This is a genomic window from Paenibacillus sp. sgz302191 (genome assembly GCF_057749925.1).
Genome location: NZ_JBYLHY010000008.1, coordinates 1 through 19433, shown reverse-complemented (window position 1 = coordinate 19433; position 19433 = coordinate 1). Strand labels below are relative to the sequence as shown.

Sequence of the window (19433 nt, the reverse complement as noted above, 5' to 3'; positions counted from 1 at the left end):
TATCACTCCAGGTCTGCAAAATATTTATTTTTTGACGTGCCGGCGCTCCAGCTCTTTCATGACTTCGTCAAGCGGAAGCTTGTTGTTGCGCAGCAGCACCATCAAGTGGAAAATCAAATCGCTCGCTTCGTAGCGAAGCTCGTCGTTGTCCTGATTTTTCGCGGCGATGATCACTTCCGCGGTTTCCTCGCCGACTTTTTTCAAAATTTTATCGACGCCTTTTTCAAACAGGTAGGTCGTATAAGCTCCCTCCGGGCGTTCGGCTTCCCGCGATGCGATCACGGCTTCCAGCTCGGATAGAATCGCGAAGCGGCCTGCCGGCGCAGCTTCGATAGCTTCCGCCGCGGCGCCTTCCGTTTCCAGCGGAATGCTGTTGTAGAAGCAGCTGTACTTGCCGGTATGGCAAGCCGGACCCGTCTGCTCGACCAGAACGAGCAGCGTATCGGCGTCGCAATCATAGCGCAGCGCCTTAACCTTTTGCGTGTGGCCGGAAGTGGCCCCTTTATTCCAAAGCTCCCCGCGGGAACGGCTCCAGAACCACGTCTGGCCGGTGGAAATCGTGCGCTGCAGTGACTCGCTGTTCATATAAGCCAGCATGAGCACTTCTTTGCTGACGGCGTCCTGCACGACGGCAGGCACAAGTCCGTGAGCGTCGAATTTGATCGTATCTATCGCAAATGTCATCGGATTTCAACTCCTTTGTCCTTAAGGTCGTTCTTGACCTCTTGGATCGTCAGCTCTTTATAGTGAAAAATGGTGGCGGCCAAGCCCGCATCGGCCTTGCCTTCGGTGAATACGTCGTAAAAGTGTCCGACCCGGCCCGCTCCGCCGGATGCGATGACAGGGATGCCAACCAACCCGGATACCGCGCTGGTTAGCTTCAAATCGAAGCCGTCCTTCGTTCCGTCCGCATCCATGCTTGTCAGCAAAATCTCACCGGCTCCCAGCTCTTCGACGCGGCGGGCCCACTCCAGCGCCTTGATGCCCGTACCGTTGCGCCCGCCGTGCGTGAACACTTCCCATTCCCCCCACTCTGCGTTATACTTCGCATCGATGGCGACGACCACGCACTGCGAACCGAACTTGCGCGCCCCGTCGGAAACAAGCTGCGGATTGCGGATCGCCGCAGTGTTGATGCCGATCTTGTCCGCTCCTGCCCGCAGCAGACGCTTCATGTCGTCCACACTGGCAATGCCTCCGCCCACGGTAAAAGGAATCGTAATCTCCCCCGCCGTCTGGCGAACGACTTCAACCATCGTAGCCCTGCCTTCGTGCGAAGCCGAAATATCGAGGAATACAAGCTCATCCGCGCCTTCGCGGTCATAAATCGCAGCAAGCTCCACCGGATCGCCCGCATCGCGCAAATTGACGAAATTAACGCCTTTGACGACCCGACCGTCCTTCACATCGAGGCAAGGGATAATTCTTTTTGCCAACATAAGGGCACCTCCTTCGTCATTAATGCCGGAACAATCAGCGGGAAATCAGCTTGACCGCTTCTTCCAGCTTGATGCTGCCCGTGTACAGCGCCTTGCCGACAATCGCGCCGCCGACGCCTTGATCCGCATGCTCGGCGAGACGAATGAGATCGTCCATTTTGCTGACGCCGCCGGAAGCGATGACCGTCTGTCCCGACACTTTGGCCAAATGGGCGATCGCCTGCGTATTCGGGCCTTCCATCATGCCGTCGCGGGAAATATCGGTGAAAATAAACGTCTTGGCGCCCCGCTCCGCAAGCTCGACCGCGAGATCCTCCGCTTTCACCTGCGACGTTTCCAGCCATCCGCGGGTCGCCACAAAGCCGTCGCGCGCGTCGATGCCGATCGCCACTTTTTCACCGTGCTTCGCAAGCAAATTATAAACAAACTGGCGGTCCTCAATCGCCGCCGTTCCGATAATGACCCGCGATACGCCGAGCGAGAGCAGTCGGTCCACATCCTGCTCCGTGCGCAGTCCGCCGCCGATTTGCACGGGAACTTTGACGCTTTGCGCGATTTGCCCGATCAGCTTGTCATTCACGGGATGGCCCGCTTTGGCTCCGTCCAGATCGACCAGATGAATCCATGCCGCGCCCTGGGCCGCCCAGTCTTGAGCCACTTCCAGCGGATTTGTATTGTAAACCGTCTCTTGGTTGTAATCGCCCTGCACAAGACGGACGCATTTGCCATCGCGAATATCGATAGCCGGGTAAATGATGAATGAAGACATGAATTCCCGCACCTCGCTTAACACATTTTCAAAAAATTATCGAGCAGGCGCATGCCGATATCGCCGCTCTTTTCCGGGTGAAACTGCATGCCGTAGACGTTGTCTCTGCCGACAATAGCCGTCACAGGCTGATAATAATCCGTCACGGCGAGCAAATCGGACTCCCGCTCCGGCTTCGCATGATAAGAATGCACGAAATATACGTGGCCTTCTTCGATGCCAGTGAACAGCGGGCTGCCGCTTTGCTTGAAGCTCAGCCGGTTCCATCCCATGTGCGGCACCTTGTAATCGCCCCGGAAGCGCACAACCTGGCCGGGCAGCAGATTCAGCCCCTCGTGATCGCCGTGCTCCTCGCTGCTTGAGAACAGCAGCTGCATGCCCAGGCAAATGCCCAGCAGCGGCTTGCCTGACTCCGCATAGCGGACGACGACATCGCGCAGCTCCGATTCGCGCAGATGCTCCATCGCGTCGCCGAAAGCCCCTACGCCCGGCAGGATCGCGCCGTCTGCGGCCATAATCCGCTCCGCGTCGCCGGTCACGACAGCCTCATGCCCGAGCCGTTCCACGGCTTTGCTGACGCTATGCAAATTGCCCATTCCATAGTCGATAATTGCAATCATGCTACAGCACTCCCTTCGTCGAAGGAACCCCCTGCACGCGAGGATCGATTGAAGTCGCCTCATCCAGCGCGCGGCCCAATGCTTTGAACACCGCTTCGATCATATGGTGCGTGTTCTGGCCGTAATGAACGATAACGTGCAAAGTAATCCGCGCTTCGAGCGCCAGCTTCCACAGAAACTCCTGCACGAGCTCCGTCGAGAAGCTGCCTACGTTCTGCGAAGGATACTGGGCGCGGTATTCAAAATGCGGACGGTTGCTGATGTCGATGACGACCTGTGCCAGCGCCTCATCCATCGGAACGAATACGCTCGCGTAGCGCTTGATGCCTTTTTTGTCGCCGAGCGCTTCGCGCAGCGTCTGGCCGAGGCAGATGCCGATATCCTCCACCGTGTGGTGATCGTCGATCTCGATATCGCCTTTCGCAACCACGTTCAGGTTGAACTGCCCGTGCTTCGTGAACAAATCGAGCATATGGTTGAGAAAAGGCACATCCGTCTCAAGCTCGGAAATTCCCGTGCCGTCCACCTCGAACGTTAACTGAATGTCGGTTTCGTTCGTCTTGCGAGAAACGCTCGCCCTGCGGGAAAGCTGTTCTTGTTCCGCCATCGCTACTTCAACTTCCCTTCCTTTTTGAGTCTGACCTCCACCGCTCTGGCGTGGCCTTCCAGCCCTTCATTGCGGGCCAATATCATAATCTGTTCGCCGTTCGCCAACAGCGCTTCCTTGCTGTAGTGAATGACGCTTGATTTTTTTATAAAATCGTCCACGTTCAGCGGAGACGAAAAACGCGCCGTACCGTTCGTCGGCAGCACATGGTTCGGACCGGCGAAATAATCGCCTACCGGTTCGGTGCTGTATGGGCCGAGGAAAATAGCCCCCGCGTTCTCAATGCGCGGCAGCAGCGCAAAAGGCTCCTGCACCAGCAGCTCGCAATGCTCCGGCGCGAGCCTGTTGACGACACCGATGCCTTCGTCCAAGCTCTCCACAAGCAGGATCGCGCCCCTGGTCGCTGTGGACACGGCGGCGATCGCTTTTTTCGGCAGCACGTCCAGCTGCCTCCACAGCTCCTGCTTCACCTCTTCGGCCAGCTCCCGCGACGGCGTCACCAGAATGGCCGGCGACATTTCGTCGTGCTCCGCCTGCGCGAGCAGATCCGCGGCGACATATTCAGGGTCGGCCGAGCCGTCGGCCAGCACGACGATGTCGGTAGGGCCGGCGATCATGTCGATATCGACGACGCCGAACACATAGCGCTTCGCCAGCGCTACGTAAATGTTGCCCGGCCCGACGATTTTGTCGACCGCCGGGATCGATTCCGTGCCGTAGGCCAGCGCGGCGATCCCCTGGGCGCCGCCTGCGCGGTAGATCTCCCGCACGCCCGCTTCGGCAGCCGCCACGAGGATGTGCGGGTTGATGCCTTCCTCGCCCGCGGTGGCCGGAGGCGTCACCATCGCGATCTCCGGCACCCCCGCCACGAGCGCGGGGATGGCGTTCATGAGCACGGAGGAAGGGTAAGCCGCCTTCCCTCCGGGCACGTACAATCCGACCCGCTTCAGCGGTCGGATGATTTGGCCCAGCAGGCTGCCGTCCGCCTGCAGGTCCATCCACGACGCGCGTTTCTGTTTCTCATGAAACGCGCGAATGTTGGCGGCGGCCTGCCGCAGCGCCGCCACGAAACCGGCGTCGACCTGCGCGTACGCCGCCTGGACCTCCTCGTCGCTCACGCGAAGCTCGGCGACGTCTACGCCATCGAACTGCCGCGCGAAGCGCCGCAGTGCCGCATCCCCCTCCTGCCGCACCGCTTCGATGATGCGGCGGACGCTCTCATTTTGCTCGGGCGAGCCGTACTCGACCTCCCGCTTTAAATCAAATTCCGAGGCAGGTACTATCCGCATGTCTATTCATCCTTTCCATGGAGGTCCGCTCTTTTGCCTGTTTCTATCGCACAGGAGTCTGTCCGACGGAGTTACTTTTGTGCATACCGGGTGAATCATGACTGCATATTTGCTGTCATTTTGTATATACCTTCTACTTGGTTCATCGGACAGACTCCTAGCTTCCGAACCCGTTATACCTGCGCCGGCACAGGCAGCACCGCTTGCAAAAGATCGCACAGCCGCTGAATCTGCTCGTTCTTCATCCGGTAGCTGACCCGGTTGGCGATCAGCCGGCTCGTGATCTGAAAAATCTCTTCCTGCTCGACAAGCCCGTTCTCCTTGAGCGTCTGCCCGGTTTCGACCATGTCGACGATCCGGTCGGCAAGACCGATCAGCGGCGCGAGCTCAATCGAGCCGTTCAGTTTGATGACCTCGACCTGCTGCCCCTGCTCGCGAAAATATTGCGAGGCGACGTTCGGATACTTCGTCGCCACCCGCGGATGGATCACCGGCTTCCAATCCGGCAGCCCGATCACCGACATGCGGCAGCGCGCGATGCCGAGATCCAAGAGCTCGTAGACGTTGCGGTTCTCTTCCATCAGCACGTCTTTGCCGACCACGCCGATATCCGCCACTCCGTACTCCACGTACGTTGGAACGTCGACCGGCTTGGCAAGAATGAATTCCATTCCGGCTTCGGGAACCGGAATGATCAGTCTGCGGCCTTCCTCCAGATCCTCCGGAATCGGCAGTCCCGCCTTAAGCAGCAGTTTGGCTGCCTGTTTATAGATGCGGCCTTTCGGCATCGCTACTTTTAAAATCTCTTCCATGATGCAAAGCCTCCTTCGGGCCTCCGGACAGGACGCCCGTCTCGTGAGCAAAACTGTAAGCCTGATCCGGCTTAAGGAATCATTTTGATAATATCGTGATACACCGTTCCACGCAGTTCGTATTGTCCGTTCGGGAGCGTCCGTACCTCGTCAGCCCAATCCTCGCCGCCGACAAGCTGCGTCACGACGATCAGCCCATCCCGGCTGCGCATCTCCCGGGCAAGCTGCAGCGCCTCTTCCCGGTGCTCCGCGTCGTAGGCGATCAACGTGCGTCCCGGCTGCTCGGCCGGCTCTTTTCCGATGACCTCCAGAATCCGGTTGGTCTTGAGGGCAAAACCGGTGGCCGGCGCCGGACGCCCGAACTGGCTGAGCAGGTTGTCGTAACGGCCGCCGCTGCAAACCGGAAAACCGAGTTCCGCGGCATAGCCTTCGAACGTCATGCCCGTATAGTAGGAAAAATCCCCGATCATCGTCAAATCAATGACCACATGCTCGCTGACCCCGTAAGCTTTCAGCACATCCCAGACTTCGCACAGATGGCGAATCGCTTCCTGCGCGACCGGGTCTTTGGAGACGTGGCGCGCCTGCTCGCAAATTTCATCTCCGCCTCTGAGCCGGAGTACGCCTTGAAGCTCGCGTTCCACCTCAGGAGGAAGTGACAGTGATTTGATCGCTTCCCGGTAACCGACGTAGTCCCGGTTCAGCAAGCATTCCTTTAGCAGCGTCTGGGCGTCTGCGCGACCTGCCAGCGTTTCCTGAAACAGCCCGTTCAGGAAGCCGACGTGGCCGAGTGCGATTTTAAACTTATCCACCCCTGCCGCCTGCAGCGACGCGATAGCGAGCGCTACAACCTCCGCATCAGCCTCGGAGGAAGCATCTCCCACGAGCTCTACGCCGGTTTGAAAAAACTCGGAGTCTCTTCCAGCTTCCTCTTCAATCGCGCGGAACACGTTGGAGTGGTAGGACAATCTCAGCGGAAAGGCATTTTCCTTCAGCAGCGACGAAACGACCCGCGCAATCGGCGCCGTTAATTCCGAACGCAAAACAAGCGTCTTGCCCTTCCGGTCCAGCAGCTTGAACAGCTTCCTGTCTTCCGTAGAGCTCGCTGCTCCTACCGTATCATAGTATTCCAAAGTAGGCGTCATAATCTGACTGTATCCCCAGCGCTCCATGCACGCCAGCACCCGGAACTCAATATTGCGCAGCTTTGCTACCGCTTCGGGCAAATAATCCTTAACCCCAATCGGCTTCTCAAACACTTTTGGCTTAGACACCGTCTCACCTCTACCCTATATCCGTCATCATGCCTCAGGCATGTGCATTGCTTCGCTCGATGCTTTAGTGCGATAACGTGCTACCATACTACCAAAATAAAGAATGTACGGTAATTTTAACACGTTACCTTTTGGGCGTCAATCGCCAGATGCAGGAACCCGTCCTTTGCAGCTATCGGTCTTCACCGCGCGCAGCTCCCAGCGCACGGTGTTGCGCTGCATGACGGCGGTCGGTCGACCACGCTTGGTAAAAAAAGAGCCGTACTGCAAGCAGTACAGCTCAGATTGTTCATAAAGTGACGGGCAGCCCACGCCTCTCCTACACGGGTGCAGCGCTGAAGTGGGGAGCATACGTCGGCTTGGCAGGGGAAAACCTGCGAAAGTGCAGGTTTTTCTCAGAAAAATGCTTCATTTTGGCGAAAAGCCTGCAATTGTGCAGGAATTTTCGATGAAAATGAATCTGAGCCCATGTTCGCGGCAAAAAGCCTGCACATTTGCAGGAATTTGTCGTAGCCAGCGCATCCATCGGGCAAAAACTGTACTTTTGCAGGTTTTCCTCACGCAACCAGGCAGATCGTTCGACTGGTCCTGGCACGCGGGGTTCTGGGCAGTCTGACTTTTGCAGGTTTTCTTCGCGCAACCAGATAGATAGTGCAACTAGTTTCTGGCATGCGGGTTTCCAGATAGCCTGACTTTTGCAGGTAACTTCACGTTGCCATGTTGGATGTGCTATCTTCTAACGCGTGAGTTTTTCGACAGTCTTTCTCTTGCAGGTTTTCTTCGCACACTGCTCGCAGTACAATCTTACTCTTCCCCATGTCCTTCGCGAATGACCCGGATCGGATTGCCTGCGACAAAGCTGTGGGGAGCCACATCTTTATGCACGACCGAGCCCGCCCCGATCACCGCGTAATCCCCGATCGTCACTCCCGGAAGAATCGTCGAATTCGCTCCTACCATCACGTTGGAACCGATGCACACCTCGCCGAGCCTGTACTCTTTCGTTAAATATTCATGAGCCAGAATCGTGGTGTTGTACCCGATGATCGTATTGCTGCCGATATGAATTTTTTCCGGAAAAAACACGTCGACCATCACCATAAGGGCAAACGCCGTATGTTCGCCGACTTTCATCCCCAGCACGCTGCGGTAAATCCAGTTCTTGACCCGCAAAGACGGCGAATACCGGCTTATTTGTATAAAAATAAAGTTGCGAATCGCCTTCCATTTGCTGACCGTATGATAAATTTGCCACAGCGCATTCGGGCCTTCGACCGGAAATTTCTCCGTTCGTCTCAAGTCGTTTCCACTTCCGGAGCAGCTCCCGCAATCGCCAGCAGCTCGCGCATATCGTCAATGATATGATCCGGCTTGTATTCCTGCAGGTAGGTCCGCCCTTTCCAGGACCACGATACACCGACCGAAGTGACGCCCGCGTTTTGCGCCGCCTGAATGTCGTAATGGCTGTCGCCGACCATGATCGCTTCGTCCACTTTGCTGCCGAGCTGTTCCAGCGCCATGCGAATCCCTTCCGGATTCGGTTTCGGCTGCTTGACGTCGTCGACCGTGACGATCGCGCTGACAAAGTCGTACAAGCCGCACAGCTTCAGACCCATCAAAGTCGTCTGGCGGATTTTGCTTGTTACGATGCCGAGCTTATATCCTTTGGCATGCAGTTGCGACATCACCTCGCGGACGTGCGGAAATTCCCGAACCAATTCGTCGTGCTTGGACAAGTTGAACTCGCGGTATTTGCGAATCACGTCTTCCACTTCTTTTCTTCCTGTAAAAAACTCCATTTGCTCCACCAGAGGGCGCCCCATGTTCGGAATAATCAACTCTTTGGTAACCGGCTCCGGCGTTTCCCCTTCAAGGCTGTGAAGAAACGATTGCACGATCAGCTCATTCGTATCAACAATCGTTCCATCCAAATCAAACAGTACGGTTCGAATCATAATCGGCTCCTTTGGTATTCAACTCTTGATCCTTCTCGTTAGTATTTTCCGATGATGCTTTGGAGGAAATAATCGGATCGGCATAACGCACGGTTGCGTACCCTTTTTTCCTTCTTACAATGATAGTCGTAACCGCCGCGATAATAATAAGCAGCGAAAGCAGCTGCGAAATCCTTACATTGCCGCCGTAAGTCAAGGCACCCTGTTCAAATACGATGCTCATTGGCGACCAAAGAGCGTTCATGAGCGACGCCAGCCAGGCCGGACCTGTAAAGTCCAGACTGTCCGTACGAAGCGCTTCGATAAAGAAACGGCCGATGGAATACCAGATCAAATAGCTGAAAAACAGCTCTCCCGCCCGCAAAAAAGGTCTCCGGCGCAGCCAGAACAACAGCAGCAATCCGACAAGGTTCCACAACGACTCGTACAAAAACGTAGGATGATAAAACGTGCCCTCGATGTTCATCTGATTGACTATAAAATCAGGCAGGTGCAGCGTGTTTCTGAGGAACGATTCCGCAACGGGTCCGCCATGCGCTTCCTGGTTCATAAAGTTGCCCCAGCGGCCGATCATTTGCCCGACAATTAATCCCGGTGCGCAAATATCGACGATTCTCCAAAACGAATACCCTTTAGCCCGAGTATAAAAGTAACCGCCTATGATAGCGCCAATCAAAGCGCCGTAAATAGCGATGCCGCCGTGCCAGATCATAAAAATTTCGGCCAGATTGTTTTTGTAGTCATCCCACTGAAACGCCACATAGTAGATTCTCGCGCCCACAATAGCGGAAGGAACGCCGATCAATAATAAATCCATGAAAAAATCCTGCGGAATGCGGAATCGTTTTCCTTCCCTAATAGCCAGCAACAGTCCTACCAAAGCAGCGGTTCCCAGTATGATCCCGTACCAATGCACCTTCAAGGGACCTATTGCAAATGCGATTGGATCCAACATCGCTCTCTCGTTGCCTCCTTTTTTTGTAAGCACTCCCTACAGCCGCGCATTCGCGAATCAATCAAAATCTTCAAAATCCTCCGACAGCGACTCCGTCAGCTTGTTCGTAAATTGCAGCGCGGCATTGTAACCCATCCGCTTAAGTCGATAGTTCATCGCCGCCACCTCGACGATAACCGCCAAGTTCCGGCCCGGACGCACGGGAATCGTAACGAGCGGCAGGTCGGTTTCAATAATCCGCGTCAGTTCCTCGTCCAGTCCCAGACGGTCGTATTGTTTGTCTTGCTGCCAATTTTCCAGCTTGACGACGAGCGATATTTTCTTGATATTGCGGATCGCTCCGGCCCCGAACAGCGTCATCACATTAATGATGCCCACGCCGCGGATTTCGAGCAAATGGCGAATCAGCTCAGGCGCGTTGCCGGTTAGAACGTGGTCGGCGGTTTGACGAATCTCTACGGCGTCATCGGCAATGAGCCTGTGGCCCCTTTTGACGAGTTCGAGCGCCGTCTCGCTTTTTCCGATCCCGCTGCTTCCCGTAATCAGCATGCCGATTCCATAGACGTCTACAAGTACGCCGTGGATGGTCGTGCTCGGAGCCAGCTTGTTTTCCAAAAATCCGGTCAACCGGCTGGAAAAAATCGTTGTCGACACCTGGGTTCTAACAACGGGAAGATCCCGTTTCGCCGCTTCCTCCAGAAGCTCGGACGGAACTTCGAGCCCTCTTGTTATCACTATGCACGGCGTCTCCTCGGGTGCGCAGAGCTGTTCGGACCTGTTGCGGCGGACGCCGGTAGTCAGCATTTCAAGAAACGTAATTTCCGTTTTGCCCAGCAATTGTATTCGTTCCCGCGGGTGATAATTGAAATATCCAGCCATCTCCAAACCGGGGCGATACAAATCGGCCGTAGTAATCGGCCTTTTCAGCCCGGATTCACCTGCAAGCACTTCCATATGAAATTGTTCGACCATGTCGGAAACTTTAACCTTTTTCGCCATCCACCTTGTCTCCTTCGAGTTATGCCTCGGCCAAATGAGCTTCGCCAGCACAAACTAAATGTTCCCAATAGTTTCATCGTAAAGGAATCCCTATCCGAAATCAACTAAAGTGTTGATTAAACGGCCCAAACATGAATAAAAAGACCAGCCGATAACGGCTGGCCTATCTTTTTACAACATTATTGATTAGTTAACCAAGATGGACTTAGTCGATTCTTTATCGAAGAAGTGCACTTTGTTCATGTCAAGAGCGAGCTTGGTGTTCATGCCTTCTTTGATACCTGCGCGGCCGTCTACACGAGCGATAACGGTGTTAACGCCGATGCCGTTCAGGTACAAGTACATTTCATGACCAAGGTTCTCTGTCAGTTCCACGTTGACATTCAATACGGAGTTAGGGGAAGCCTCCAGGAACACCGGCTCATCGTGAATGTCTTCAGGACGAACACCCAGAATCACTTCTTTGCCTGAGAAACCTTTGTCGCGAAGCGTTTGAGCTTTGCCCGCAGGAACTTCTACGCTGATATTGTTTGATTTGAAGTACAGAGAGCTGCCTTCTTGTGTCAATGTGCCGTTCAGGAAGTTCATGGATGGGGATCCGATGAAGCCCGCAACGAACATGTTTACCGGATGGTTGTAAATTTCTTCAGGTGTAGCGGCTTGTTGAATAATGCCTTTATCCATAACGACGATACGATCGCCCATTGTCATCGCTTCTGTTTGGTCATGCGTTACGTAGATGGTTGTAACGCCGAGACGTTTAGTCAATTTTGTAATTTCAGCGCGCATTTGTACGCGGAGTTTCGCATCCAAGTTGGAAAGCGGTTCGTCCATCAGGAACACTTGCGGTTCGCGGACGATCGCGCGGCCCAAGGCGACACGCTGACGTTGTCCACCGGACAGAGCCTTCGGTTTGCGGTCGAGCAAATGTACGATATCAAGGATTTTCGCAGCTTCGCGAACGCGAGCGTCGATATCCGCTTTTTTGAATTTGCGAAGTTTCAAGCCGAATGCCATGTTTTGATACACGGTCATATGCGGATAAAGCGCGTAAGATTGGAACACCATCGCGATGTCGCGGTCTTTAGGAGCTACGTCATTCACCAGACGGTCGCCGATGTACAGTTCGCCTTCCGTAATTTCTTCCAAACCTGCGATCATACGAAGAGTTGTCGATTTTCCGCAACCGGAAGCGCCTACAAGTACAACGAACTCTTTATCTTCAACTTCGAGATGGAAATCTTTTACAGTGGACTCTTCTGCACCGGAATATCTTTTCACGATATGATTTAAACGTACGCCTGCCATGGTTTCATTCCCCCTACGGTTTATCGGACTTCATGTATTCATCTTAACGCACATGCCACGGACTGACTATGCACAACTCTTACAAAAAAATCACTTTCTTTTCGTTACTTTGTACAATAGCAAAGCCAGCCTGACCAACACAGCATGGTTGAACGTCCTCACATCGAGACCTGTCTCGTTTTTAAATTTATCGAGCCGATAGAGCAGCGTGTTTCTATGAATGTACAGTTTCTTGGCGGTTTCGCTTACATTGCAGTCAAGTTCGAAAAACTGCTCCAGCGACATCACGGTCTCCGCATCCAAGACATGATCGGTGCCGCGGAGAACCTGCTCCAGAAACTCGGCCTTCTCCTCCTCCCGGATCAAATGAAGCAGCTTTTCCAGGCGCAGCTCCCACGGGAGATGGATGTTGCTGCCGACATGAAAGGAGCGCCCGAGCATGATCGTCTCGCGCAGTTGAAGTATTGTGCCGGGCAGCACTTTGGCGGGCTTCACCGGATAGTGGATGGCCAGATGGCACTCGCCGACCCATTCGTTCGCCAGCATTTCGTAAAGACCGGAGCCGATGGCGTCAAGAATTTGCTCCGCGCTTTCCTCTTCGTCTCCATCCCGGTCCTCCGCTCCGCTCGTCAGCAAGCTTTCCGAAGCGAGGATCAGCCACTCTTTTTCAAGCAGCGGGATCAGGGTGATCTCGGACTCGAAGAACGACTCAAGCAGCTTTTTCAGTTCCGTATAAGACACCCGCTGGTTCTGCGAATAGTCGCCGTATATGAGCAGCGGAATCCGGGTAGAGTACAGTGAGGACTGAGAGGCCAGCGCATCGGGCAGCTCGGCGTGAGCGGCGCCGCGCTCTATTTGATGCATCAGCCACTCCCTGATCTGGTAGGCTTTGCGCTCATCTTCGGAAACGTAGGCATTTTTTTGCTTTTTCTCTTGCGATTGCTTCGATTCCATCATTAATTCGACAAGGCGGCGCTCCGAATCGGTCAGCGCAGCTCTGGAAGCTTGCAAAATTCGAATATCGCCCTGCTCCCTGCCAAGATAAAAAAGCACATCATGATCGCGAACAACGCTTCGGGCAAAATCGCGCCCCTCCTGCCGCTGTCTATCCATCAACCGATTCCATTCCGCCTCGGGCAGCAAACCAATCTGCATAGGTGCATGTAAAACCGCTTCCAATTGTTCCTTCATGCGTTCCCAATCCATCTGTCCCTCTCCCTGCGATCAAAATCTCTCTATATTGAATTCATTGTAACATATGTTGGGAAAAGGATGCGAAAAGCCGCCTGCCTCGCTCATAAACTTCCCGTTTATGGAAACAATTAGAACATGGTTTGAACGAGAGGAGGGTTCCACATCCATTACGTCCCATATGGGAATACTACTGTTCCTTTGCATTTCCCGCAAGGCGCGAAACCCGATTGGATCAGCTATCAACGGCCTGCCTCAGCAGATTCAAAAGATAGCATCGCAGGCGCCCTTCAGCACCCCATCGCCGCGCCGCGGCTGCACGAAGCTGTCAAAGGCCGCCGCAACGCCGTCATTCTGATCAGCGACATATCGCGCCTATGTCCAAGCTATTTGTTTCTGCCGCAGCTGCTTGACGAGATAAATCAAGGCGGCATTCCCGACAAGCGGATACGCATTGTCGTTGCTCTCGGCATGCATCGCAAACAAACCGTGCAAGAGATGATCCGGTTGGTCGGAGAATCCGTCTATCGCCGCATCGAAGTAGTGAACCATTCGCCTCTACCCGAGGACTGTATACGGCTCGGAGTCACCCGGATGGGTACGCCGGTGGAAATCAACAAGCATGTCGCCGAAGCCGATTTCCGCATCGTCACCGGCAATTTGGAGCCGCATGCTTTGGCGGGTGTTTCCGGAGGGGTCAAGGCGCTTTTCCCGGGCACCGCTTCAGCCGCTGCAATCGAGCATAACCACGGCTTGTCGCAGACGTATGCCTCCACGCCCGGAAATGCGGACAATCCTGTCCGCGCGGATATGGAAGAAATGCTGCAGTTCGTTCCGGTTCATTATCTGCTGAATGTCGTCGTAGACCATGAGCGCAATCTGCTCGGCGCGGTCGCCGGGGATGTCATTGCCGCCCATCGCGCAGGGCTGGACCTGATGCGGCAAGCTTTTCTCGTTGAGGTTCCCCATCTGTACGATGTGGTTATCGTTTCCCCCGGGGGTTATCCCAAAGACACGCAGCTGTATCAATCCGTAAAATCATTAAAAAACGCCTCCGAAATCACTCGGCCAGGGGGCCAAATCGTGCTCATCGCCCGCTGCGAGGAGCTGTTCGGCAACGGCATTTTCCAATTTTGGGTGGAAACGATCCAGGACCGCCGCATCATGGTGCAAAAGTTGAACGATAAATTTGTGCTCGGAGCCCATAAAATCGAACATATCGACCGGATTTTGAGCAAACATGAAGTTTTTATGTATTCGCAAATGCCCGATGCAACGACTGAACTGCTTGGCTTCCGGCCCGTTTCGGATCTCGATTCGACGCTTGCCCGCTTAACGGGGGCTCCCGATTTGAAAATTGCAGTCATTCCTTACGGAGGTATTACATTCCCGCAGGTGCGCTCGTAGCCGCGAGAATCATCATTTTTGGAGGGGTTTCATTATGGTATGGGATAAATGGGCCTTGGACCGGGTAATCATCCTTGTCATCGGCCTCGGTTATTTACTGCTGTGGATTCAAGTAACGATGCTGCATTACAGGCAAAATTTCCACAACAAAGCGATGTGGGAGCCCGTCCTGCTGGCGCCGATCATTTGTTTAGCTTCCGTCGTCTCAACGCTAGCGAACAGCAGCGGATGGTACGTGCTGAGTCAGATTTTGTTTTGGCTTGGCGCTATCTCCGGCTTGATCGGTTTTTATTTCCATTTCAGGGGAGTGGGCCTGAGAGTCGGCGGATACGCTCTGCGCAATTTTCTGACCGGTCCTCCGGTCGTCCTGCCTCTGCTCTTTTCCGCCTTAAGCATACTTGGCCTGATCGCCGTATATGGAGGGTAGACGCTGATGAACAACCATACGCATTATCCGTTCTACGATGTGATGTCGCAGCAGGATGAGTGGGATGCACATACGCAAACGATCGTTCAATCCAGACTTGTGCGCGAACATAGCTATCGGTTTCTAACGTTGACTGAAGCGGAGATGCTGCGGTCATGGTGCTCTCTGCTTGTGGATGACGACCGGGGCGAAATTATCGGGTATGTGCTCAGCCACATCGACGAAAGTCTCGCCGGCAGCAAAGGCGAAGGTCAGCGAAAAACCGGCGTGCCGCCCGCCCAGGTATTGATCCGTCAAGGGCTGAAAGCCATCGATGAGGCATCGGACATGGCGGACAGCAAGCCGTTCTTTCAACTGGAGGAAAACCGCCAAAGGCAAATCATGACAGACATCAGCGGCGGTCTCCTCGGTCATAGCAAGCTGTGGGAAGGAATATCCCAAAAACATTTGTTTCAAAAGCTCCTGACCCTGACCGTCGAAGCCTACTACTCGCATCCGCAAATCTGGTCCGAGATCGGCTATGGAGGCCCCGCTTACCCGCGCGGCTACGTCAGAACCCAGCTCGGGCATCTGGACCCGTGGGAGGCGGTTAAAAACCAATGAAATGGAGACACGAGCACGAAGAGGCGGATGTTGTCATTATCGGGGCCGGCGCAGCCGGAGGCGTACTAGCCAAGGAGCTCAGCGAAGCCGGAATGAGCGTCGTTATTCTGGAGGCGGGGCCGATGCGCGATCCGCAAAAAGATTTTGCCAGCGATGAACTCGCTATGAAATCGTTGGGTTGGCAGGACACCCGGCTTGTCGACGGCGCCGACCCGTTAACGATGGGCCATAACAATTCCGGTTGGGGCGTCGGAGGCGGCACTCAGCATTTTACCGGCGTCTTTTTGCGATTTCACGAATCCGATTTCAAAACGAAATCCATTGACGGAGTCGGTGAGGACTGGCCGATTCATTACAAAGACCTGGAGCCTTATTACAGCAAAATCGAAAAAGAAATCGCCGTTTCCGGCCCCCATTATTTCCCTTGGGGCAATTTCCATGGTCCCTATCCATATCCGGAGCGCGAACCTCTCAGCCCGAACGCCTACCTGTTCCAAAAAGGGTGTGAGGCGCTCGGCTACCAGTCCGTCGTCACGCCGCTGGCCATACTCTCCGCCCCGTTCGAAGGGCGTCCCCCGTGCATCAACCGCGGCTTCTGCAACCAGGGATGCATGCCGAACGCCAAGTTCAGCACGCTGATCGTTCATATTCCCAAAGCGATCAAAGCCGGAGCCGAGCTGCTGACCGATTGCATGGCGACGCACATCGAAACGAACGGGGACGGCAAAGTTTCTGCCGTTATTTTTGTTCGTAACGGCCATACTTACCGGCAGCGGGCTAAAATAGTCATCGTATCCGCTTATGTCGTCGAGACGCCGCGCCTGCTGCTTAATTCGGCTACGCCGCAGTACCCTGACGGTCTCGGCAACAGCAGCGGCTGGGTCGGCCGCGGATTTATGCCTCACAGCAGCCATGACGTATACGCCAAATTCGATCAGGAAATCCGGCTGTATAAAGGTACTCCCGTGCTGGCTTCCACCCAGGATTTCTATGAGACCGACAGAAGCAGAGGCTTTGCCCGCGGCTATACGATTCATGCTCACGGCGCCAGACCTGTCGGCATGGCAAATGGCATCAGTTCCGCACAAGGCGGCCCTGTTTGGGGCGAGAAATTGCGGCGGACGATGAACGATTACAACCAATACGGCCGTTTGACCATGGTTGGCGAGGTGCTCCCGCATTGGGACAACCATATCGCCTTATCGGACGAAAAAGACGCTCATGGCATGCCCCGGGCCAAAGTTACTTTCAGCTACGGAGACAACGATCTGAAGCTGATCGACCATGCGGTGGAAAGCATGAGCACAATCCTGAAGGCTGCCGGCGGCCAAATCGAATATGTTGTGCCGGACTCCGCGCATCTTATGGGCGGATGCCGAATGGGAAATAACCCCGCCACCTCCGTCGTCAATTCCTACGGCCAAAGCCACGATATTCCCAATCTGTTCATTTGCGACGCCAGCATATTCGTCACGTCAAGCGGTGGGAACCCGACGAATACCGTCATGGCGCTGGCAGCCAGAACAGCCGATTACATCATCGGGCTCGCCGGCTCCCAGGAGATTTGAACCTCTCGGACTGTTTGCACGCCTTCCTTCCTTCATCTACAATAAAAAATATACAGACTTGCTAAGGAGGAAGACAAGCGTATGGCCATTGCTGAGTTTACGGTTATTCCTATAGGCACGGCAACTACCAGCCTAAGCGGCTATGTTGCCGATCTTCATAAGGAGCTTGCCAAACAAAGCGGCATCAAGTTCGAAATGACCTCAATGGGAACCATTATAGAAGGACCGTTGGACCGGCTCTTCGAAGTAATCCGTACCATACACGAGATCCCTTTCCAAAACGGCGCACAGCGGGTATCCACCTCCATCAAAATCGACGACCGCCGCGACAAACACGCCTCTATGGAACAAAAAATGCAATCCGTCGCCGAGAAGTTGAAATAACAAACCTCATAGGAGAGGATTCAAAAACGAGCGATGGTTTGTTCACGCATCAGACGATCTGGCTGACACAATCATATGTTAGCCAGACTCCCCCTGCGCTGCCCAACGAGGGAAAGAGGCGACCAATCAGCCTGCCGAGAAAGTCGCGATACTTTGCTAGGGTTAGAGACTTGAAGAAGCGCTAATTTGGGGAAAGCCACTTTTTCACCATGCGCGCCTTTCCCGTCGTAGGTCTTGTGACTGCGCAGCTGGGCTGGAAGCAGCTTGGTGGGGAGAAAACCTGCAAAAGTGCAGGTTTTCCCTTCGAAATTGGATTGATTTGACGAAATACCTGCAAAAGTACAGGAAATTTCGCTGAAAGTGAATCTGTGTCCATGTGTTCGGTGAAAAACCTGCACTTTTGCAGGAATTCTTTGTGGCCAGTGATCAAAGGACGCAAATTCATGTATTTTTGCAGGTTTTCTTCGTTCTCAAGAAAAATGAACCTCAACCCCTATGCTCGGTGAAAAGCCTGCCACAATAGCAGGAATGTTGCGCTACCGGCATATCAAACGAGCTAAAAAGCTGCACGTTTAGGTTTTCATACGGAAAAGTCAGAGTCGGGTAGTTGTGCGGTCACTCTGACCTTTCCCTTGTCTCTTGTAATGACAAAAAGCACCCCCTTTACAGGCAGATGCTTTTTGTAATAAAAAAAGACCCCGAGGGTCAGCTTGATTGTTGAAAAGTGAGCCATGTAGGACTCGAACCTACGACACCCTGATTAAAAGTCAGGTGCTCTACCAACTGAGCTAATGGCTCTTATTAAGGTAATGGTGGAGGCTGATGGATTCGAACCACCGAACTCGTCAGAGAACAGATTTACAGTCTGCTGCGTTTGGCCACTTCGCTAAGCCTCCAGATTAGAGATACCTGCGCCGCATACCATTGCAGCGCAACCATCTCAAATGGCTCGGGACGGAATCGAACCGCCGACACGAGGATTTTCAGTCCTCTGCTCTACCGACTGAGCTACCGAGCCTTATGTATGCAACTATAGTTTGTCCCATTTGGGCAAAAAAAATAATAGGTGGCGGAGCCGACGGGATTCGAACCCGCGGTCTCCTGCGTGACAGGCAGGCATGTTAGGCCTCTACACCACGGCTCCGCATTAAGAAATAACTAGATCTCCGAAAATCAAATGGAAGCTCAGTCGTTGACTTTCACTCTTTGAAGTGAAATGGTGCCGTCGAGAGGACTTGAACCCCCAACCTACTGATTACAAGTCAGTTGCTCTACCAATTGAGCTACAACGGCATATAATGATGGTGGAGGCTGACGGGATCGAACCGCCGACCCTCTGCTTGTAAGGCAGATGCTCTCCCAGCTGAGCTAAGCCTCCTACTGGGTTGTGTATGGTAGCGGCGGAGGGGCTCGAACCCCCGACCTTACGGGTATGAACCGTACGCTCTAGCCAGCTGAGCTACGCCGCCATACAAGATATATATAGTTGGAACTGGCGGAGAGAGAGGGATTCGAACCCTCGCACCACTTACGCAGTCTAACCCCTTAGCAGAGGGTCCCCTTATAGCCACTTGGGTATCTCTCCAAGCTATATATCTCTAGGAATTTATCATTCCCTGAAAACTAGATACGAAACTTGCGTAAAGTGTGAGTTAAATTGTATAGGTTAAGCCCTCGACCGATTAGTATTCGTCAGCTCCACACGTTGCCGCGCTTCCACCTCGAACCTATCTACCTCGTCGTCTACAAGGGGTCTTACATACTGGGAAATCTCATCTTGAGGGGGGCTTCACGCTTAGATGCTTTCAGCGCTTATCCCCTCCGTA

19 protein-coding genes, 8 tRNA genes and 1 rRNA gene are annotated in these 19433 nt (G+C 54.0%); 5 read left to right on the top strand and 23 right to left on the bottom strand.

Annotated features, from left to right (window positions below):
• Positions 1–24: 24 nt before the first annotated feature.
• From hisIE to AC3G2T_RS13380, 14 genes are all read right to left on the bottom strand, one after another.
• On the bottom strand, positions 25–684 hold the full coding sequence (gene hisIE / locus AC3G2T_RS13445; RefSeq protein ID WP_474682787.1) for a bifunctional phosphoribosyl-AMP cyclohydrolase/phosphoribosyl-ATP diphosphatase HisIE: 660 nt from the start codon (positions 682–684) through the stop codon (positions 25–27).
• On the bottom strand, positions 681–1439 hold the full coding sequence (hisF, locus tag AC3G2T_RS13440) for an imidazole glycerol phosphate synthase subunit HisF (protein WP_488435777.1): 759 nt from the start codon (positions 1437–1439) through the stop codon (positions 681–683). Before hisF ends, hisIE begins: the two co-directional genes overlap by 4 nt.
• 34 nt (positions 1440–1473) lie before the next feature.
• Positions 1474–2208, bottom strand: a complete 735-nt coding sequence (hisA, locus tag AC3G2T_RS13435; protein WP_488435776.1) for a 1-(5-phosphoribosyl)-5-[(5-phosphoribosylamino)methylideneamino]imidazole-4-carboxamide isomerase — start codon at positions 2206–2208, stop codon at positions 1474–1476.
• Positions 2209–2225: 17 nt separating this feature from the next.
• Positions 2226–2828 carry an imidazole glycerol phosphate synthase subunit HisH gene (gene hisH / locus AC3G2T_RS13430; protein WP_488435775.1) on the bottom strand — a complete coding sequence of 201 codons (603 nt, stop codon included), beginning with the start codon at positions 2826–2828 and terminating at the stop codon, positions 2226–2228.
• A 1-nt stretch (position 2829) separates the two neighbouring features.
• Entirely contained in the window at positions 2830–3435 is a 606-nt protein-coding gene (gene hisB / locus AC3G2T_RS13425; protein ID WP_474682791.1) for an imidazoleglycerol-phosphate dehydratase HisB, read from the bottom strand.
• A 2-nt stretch (positions 3436–3437) separates the two neighbouring features.
• Positions 3438–4724 carry a histidinol dehydrogenase gene (gene hisD / locus AC3G2T_RS13420; RefSeq protein WP_474682792.1) on the bottom strand — a complete coding sequence of 429 codons (1287 nt, stop codon included), beginning with the start codon at positions 4722–4724 and terminating at the stop codon, positions 3438–3440.
• A gap of 173 nt (positions 4725–4897) precedes the next feature.
• Positions 4898–5536, bottom strand: a complete 639-nt coding sequence (gene hisG / locus AC3G2T_RS13415) for an ATP phosphoribosyltransferase (RefSeq protein WP_474682793.1) — start codon at positions 5534–5536, stop codon at positions 4898–4900.
• Between the two features lie 71 nt (positions 5537–5607).
• Entirely contained in the window at positions 5608–6810 is a 1203-nt protein-coding gene (locus AC3G2T_RS13410) for an ATP phosphoribosyltransferase regulatory subunit (RefSeq protein ID WP_488435774.1), read from the bottom strand.
• Positions 6811–7614: 804 nt separating this feature from the next.
• The gene (locus AC3G2T_RS13405) at positions 7615–8109 is read right to left on the bottom strand and encodes an acyltransferase (RefSeq protein WP_474682795.1); all 495 of its coding nucleotides are present in this window, start codon (positions 8107–8109) and stop codon (positions 7615–7617) included.
• Positions 8106–8765: a pyrophosphatase PpaX gene (gene ppaX, locus AC3G2T_RS13400; protein WP_488435773.1), complete on the bottom strand. Its 660-nt coding sequence runs from the start codon at positions 8763–8765 to the stop codon at positions 8106–8108. The genes AC3G2T_RS13405 and ppaX overlap by 4 nt, the downstream gene beginning before the upstream one ends.
• Positions 8743–9720, bottom strand: coding sequence for a prolipoprotein diacylglyceryl transferase (gene lgt, locus AC3G2T_RS13395; RefSeq protein ID WP_488435772.1), 978 nt, complete (start codon positions 9718–9720; stop codon positions 8743–8745). The genes ppaX and lgt overlap by 23 nt, the downstream gene beginning before the upstream one ends.
• 57 nt (positions 9721–9777) lie before the next feature.
• Positions 9778–10719, bottom strand: a complete 942-nt coding sequence (gene hprK / locus AC3G2T_RS13390; protein WP_474682798.1) for an HPr(Ser) kinase/phosphatase — start codon at positions 10717–10719, stop codon at positions 9778–9780.
• Positions 10720–10905: 186 nt separating this feature from the next.
• Positions 10906–12027, bottom strand: a complete 1122-nt coding sequence (locus tag AC3G2T_RS13385; RefSeq protein ID WP_474682799.1) for an ABC transporter ATP-binding protein — start codon at positions 12025–12027, stop codon at positions 10906–10908.
• 90 nt (positions 12028–12117) lie between these two features.
• Positions 12118–13233, bottom strand: coding sequence for a PucR family transcriptional regulator (locus tag AC3G2T_RS13380; protein WP_474682800.1), 1116 nt, complete (start codon positions 13231–13233; stop codon positions 12118–12120).
• A 150-nt stretch (positions 13234–13383) separates the two neighbouring features.
• On the opposite strand from AC3G2T_RS13380, the gene AC3G2T_RS13375 reads away from it, so the two are divergent.
• The 5 genes from AC3G2T_RS13375 to AC3G2T_RS13355 all read left to right on the top strand — a co-directional run bounded on the left by AC3G2T_RS13375 (position 13384) and on the right by AC3G2T_RS13355 (position 17607).
• A complete protein-coding gene (locus tag AC3G2T_RS13375; RefSeq protein WP_474682813.1) occupies positions 13384–14625 on the top strand; it encodes a nickel-dependent lactate racemase family protein in 1242 nt (413 codons plus the stop codon).
• Positions 14626–14659: 34 nt separating this feature from the next.
• Positions 14660–15052, top strand: coding sequence for a hypothetical protein (locus AC3G2T_RS13370; RefSeq protein WP_474682801.1), 393 nt, complete (start codon positions 14660–14662; stop codon positions 15050–15052).
• 6 nt (positions 15053–15058) lie between these two features.
• Complete coding sequence (locus AC3G2T_RS13365) at positions 15059–15655, top strand: gluconate 2-dehydrogenase subunit 3 family protein (RefSeq protein ID WP_474682802.1); 597 nt, start codon at positions 15059–15061, stop codon at positions 15653–15655.
• On the top strand, positions 15652–17223 hold the full coding sequence (locus tag AC3G2T_RS13360; protein ID WP_474682803.1) for a GMC family oxidoreductase: 1572 nt from the start codon (positions 15652–15654) through the stop codon (positions 17221–17223). The genes AC3G2T_RS13365 and AC3G2T_RS13360 overlap by 4 nt, the downstream gene beginning before the upstream one ends.
• A gap of 81 nt (positions 17224–17304) precedes the next feature.
• Positions 17305–17607 carry an MTH1187 family thiamine-binding protein gene (locus tag AC3G2T_RS13355; RefSeq protein WP_474682804.1) on the top strand — a complete coding sequence of 101 codons (303 nt, stop codon included), beginning with the start codon at positions 17305–17307 and terminating at the stop codon, positions 17605–17607.
• A gap of 725 nt (positions 17608–18332) precedes the next feature.
• On the opposite strand, the gene AC3G2T_RS13350 is transcribed toward AC3G2T_RS13355, so the two are convergent.
• From AC3G2T_RS13350 to AC3G2T_RS13310, 9 genes are all read right to left on the bottom strand, one after another.
• Positions 18333–18405: transfer RNA gene (locus AC3G2T_RS13350), tRNA-Lys, on the bottom strand.
• Between the two features lie 12 nt (positions 18406–18417).
• A tRNA-Tyr gene (locus tag AC3G2T_RS13345) sits at positions 18418–18503 on the bottom strand.
• Between the two features lie 49 nt (positions 18504–18552).
• Positions 18553–18625, bottom strand: a tRNA-Phe gene (locus AC3G2T_RS13340).
• Positions 18626–18674: 49 nt separating this feature from the next.
• A tRNA-Asp gene (locus tag AC3G2T_RS13335) sits at positions 18675–18751 on the bottom strand.
• 73 nt (positions 18752–18824) lie between these two features.
• Positions 18825–18900: transfer RNA gene (locus tag AC3G2T_RS13330), tRNA-Thr, on the bottom strand.
• A gap of 9 nt (positions 18901–18909) precedes the next feature.
• Positions 18910–18985, bottom strand: a tRNA-Val gene (locus AC3G2T_RS13325).
• A gap of 14 nt (positions 18986–18999) precedes the next feature.
• Positions 19000–19076: transfer RNA gene (locus AC3G2T_RS13320), tRNA-Met, on the bottom strand.
• Positions 19077–19100: 24 nt separating this feature from the next.
• Positions 19101–19192: transfer RNA gene (locus AC3G2T_RS13315), tRNA-Ser, on the bottom strand.
• Between the two features lie 77 nt (positions 19193–19269).
• Positions 19270–19433, bottom strand: a 23S ribosomal RNA gene (locus AC3G2T_RS13310); the annotation flags it as partial.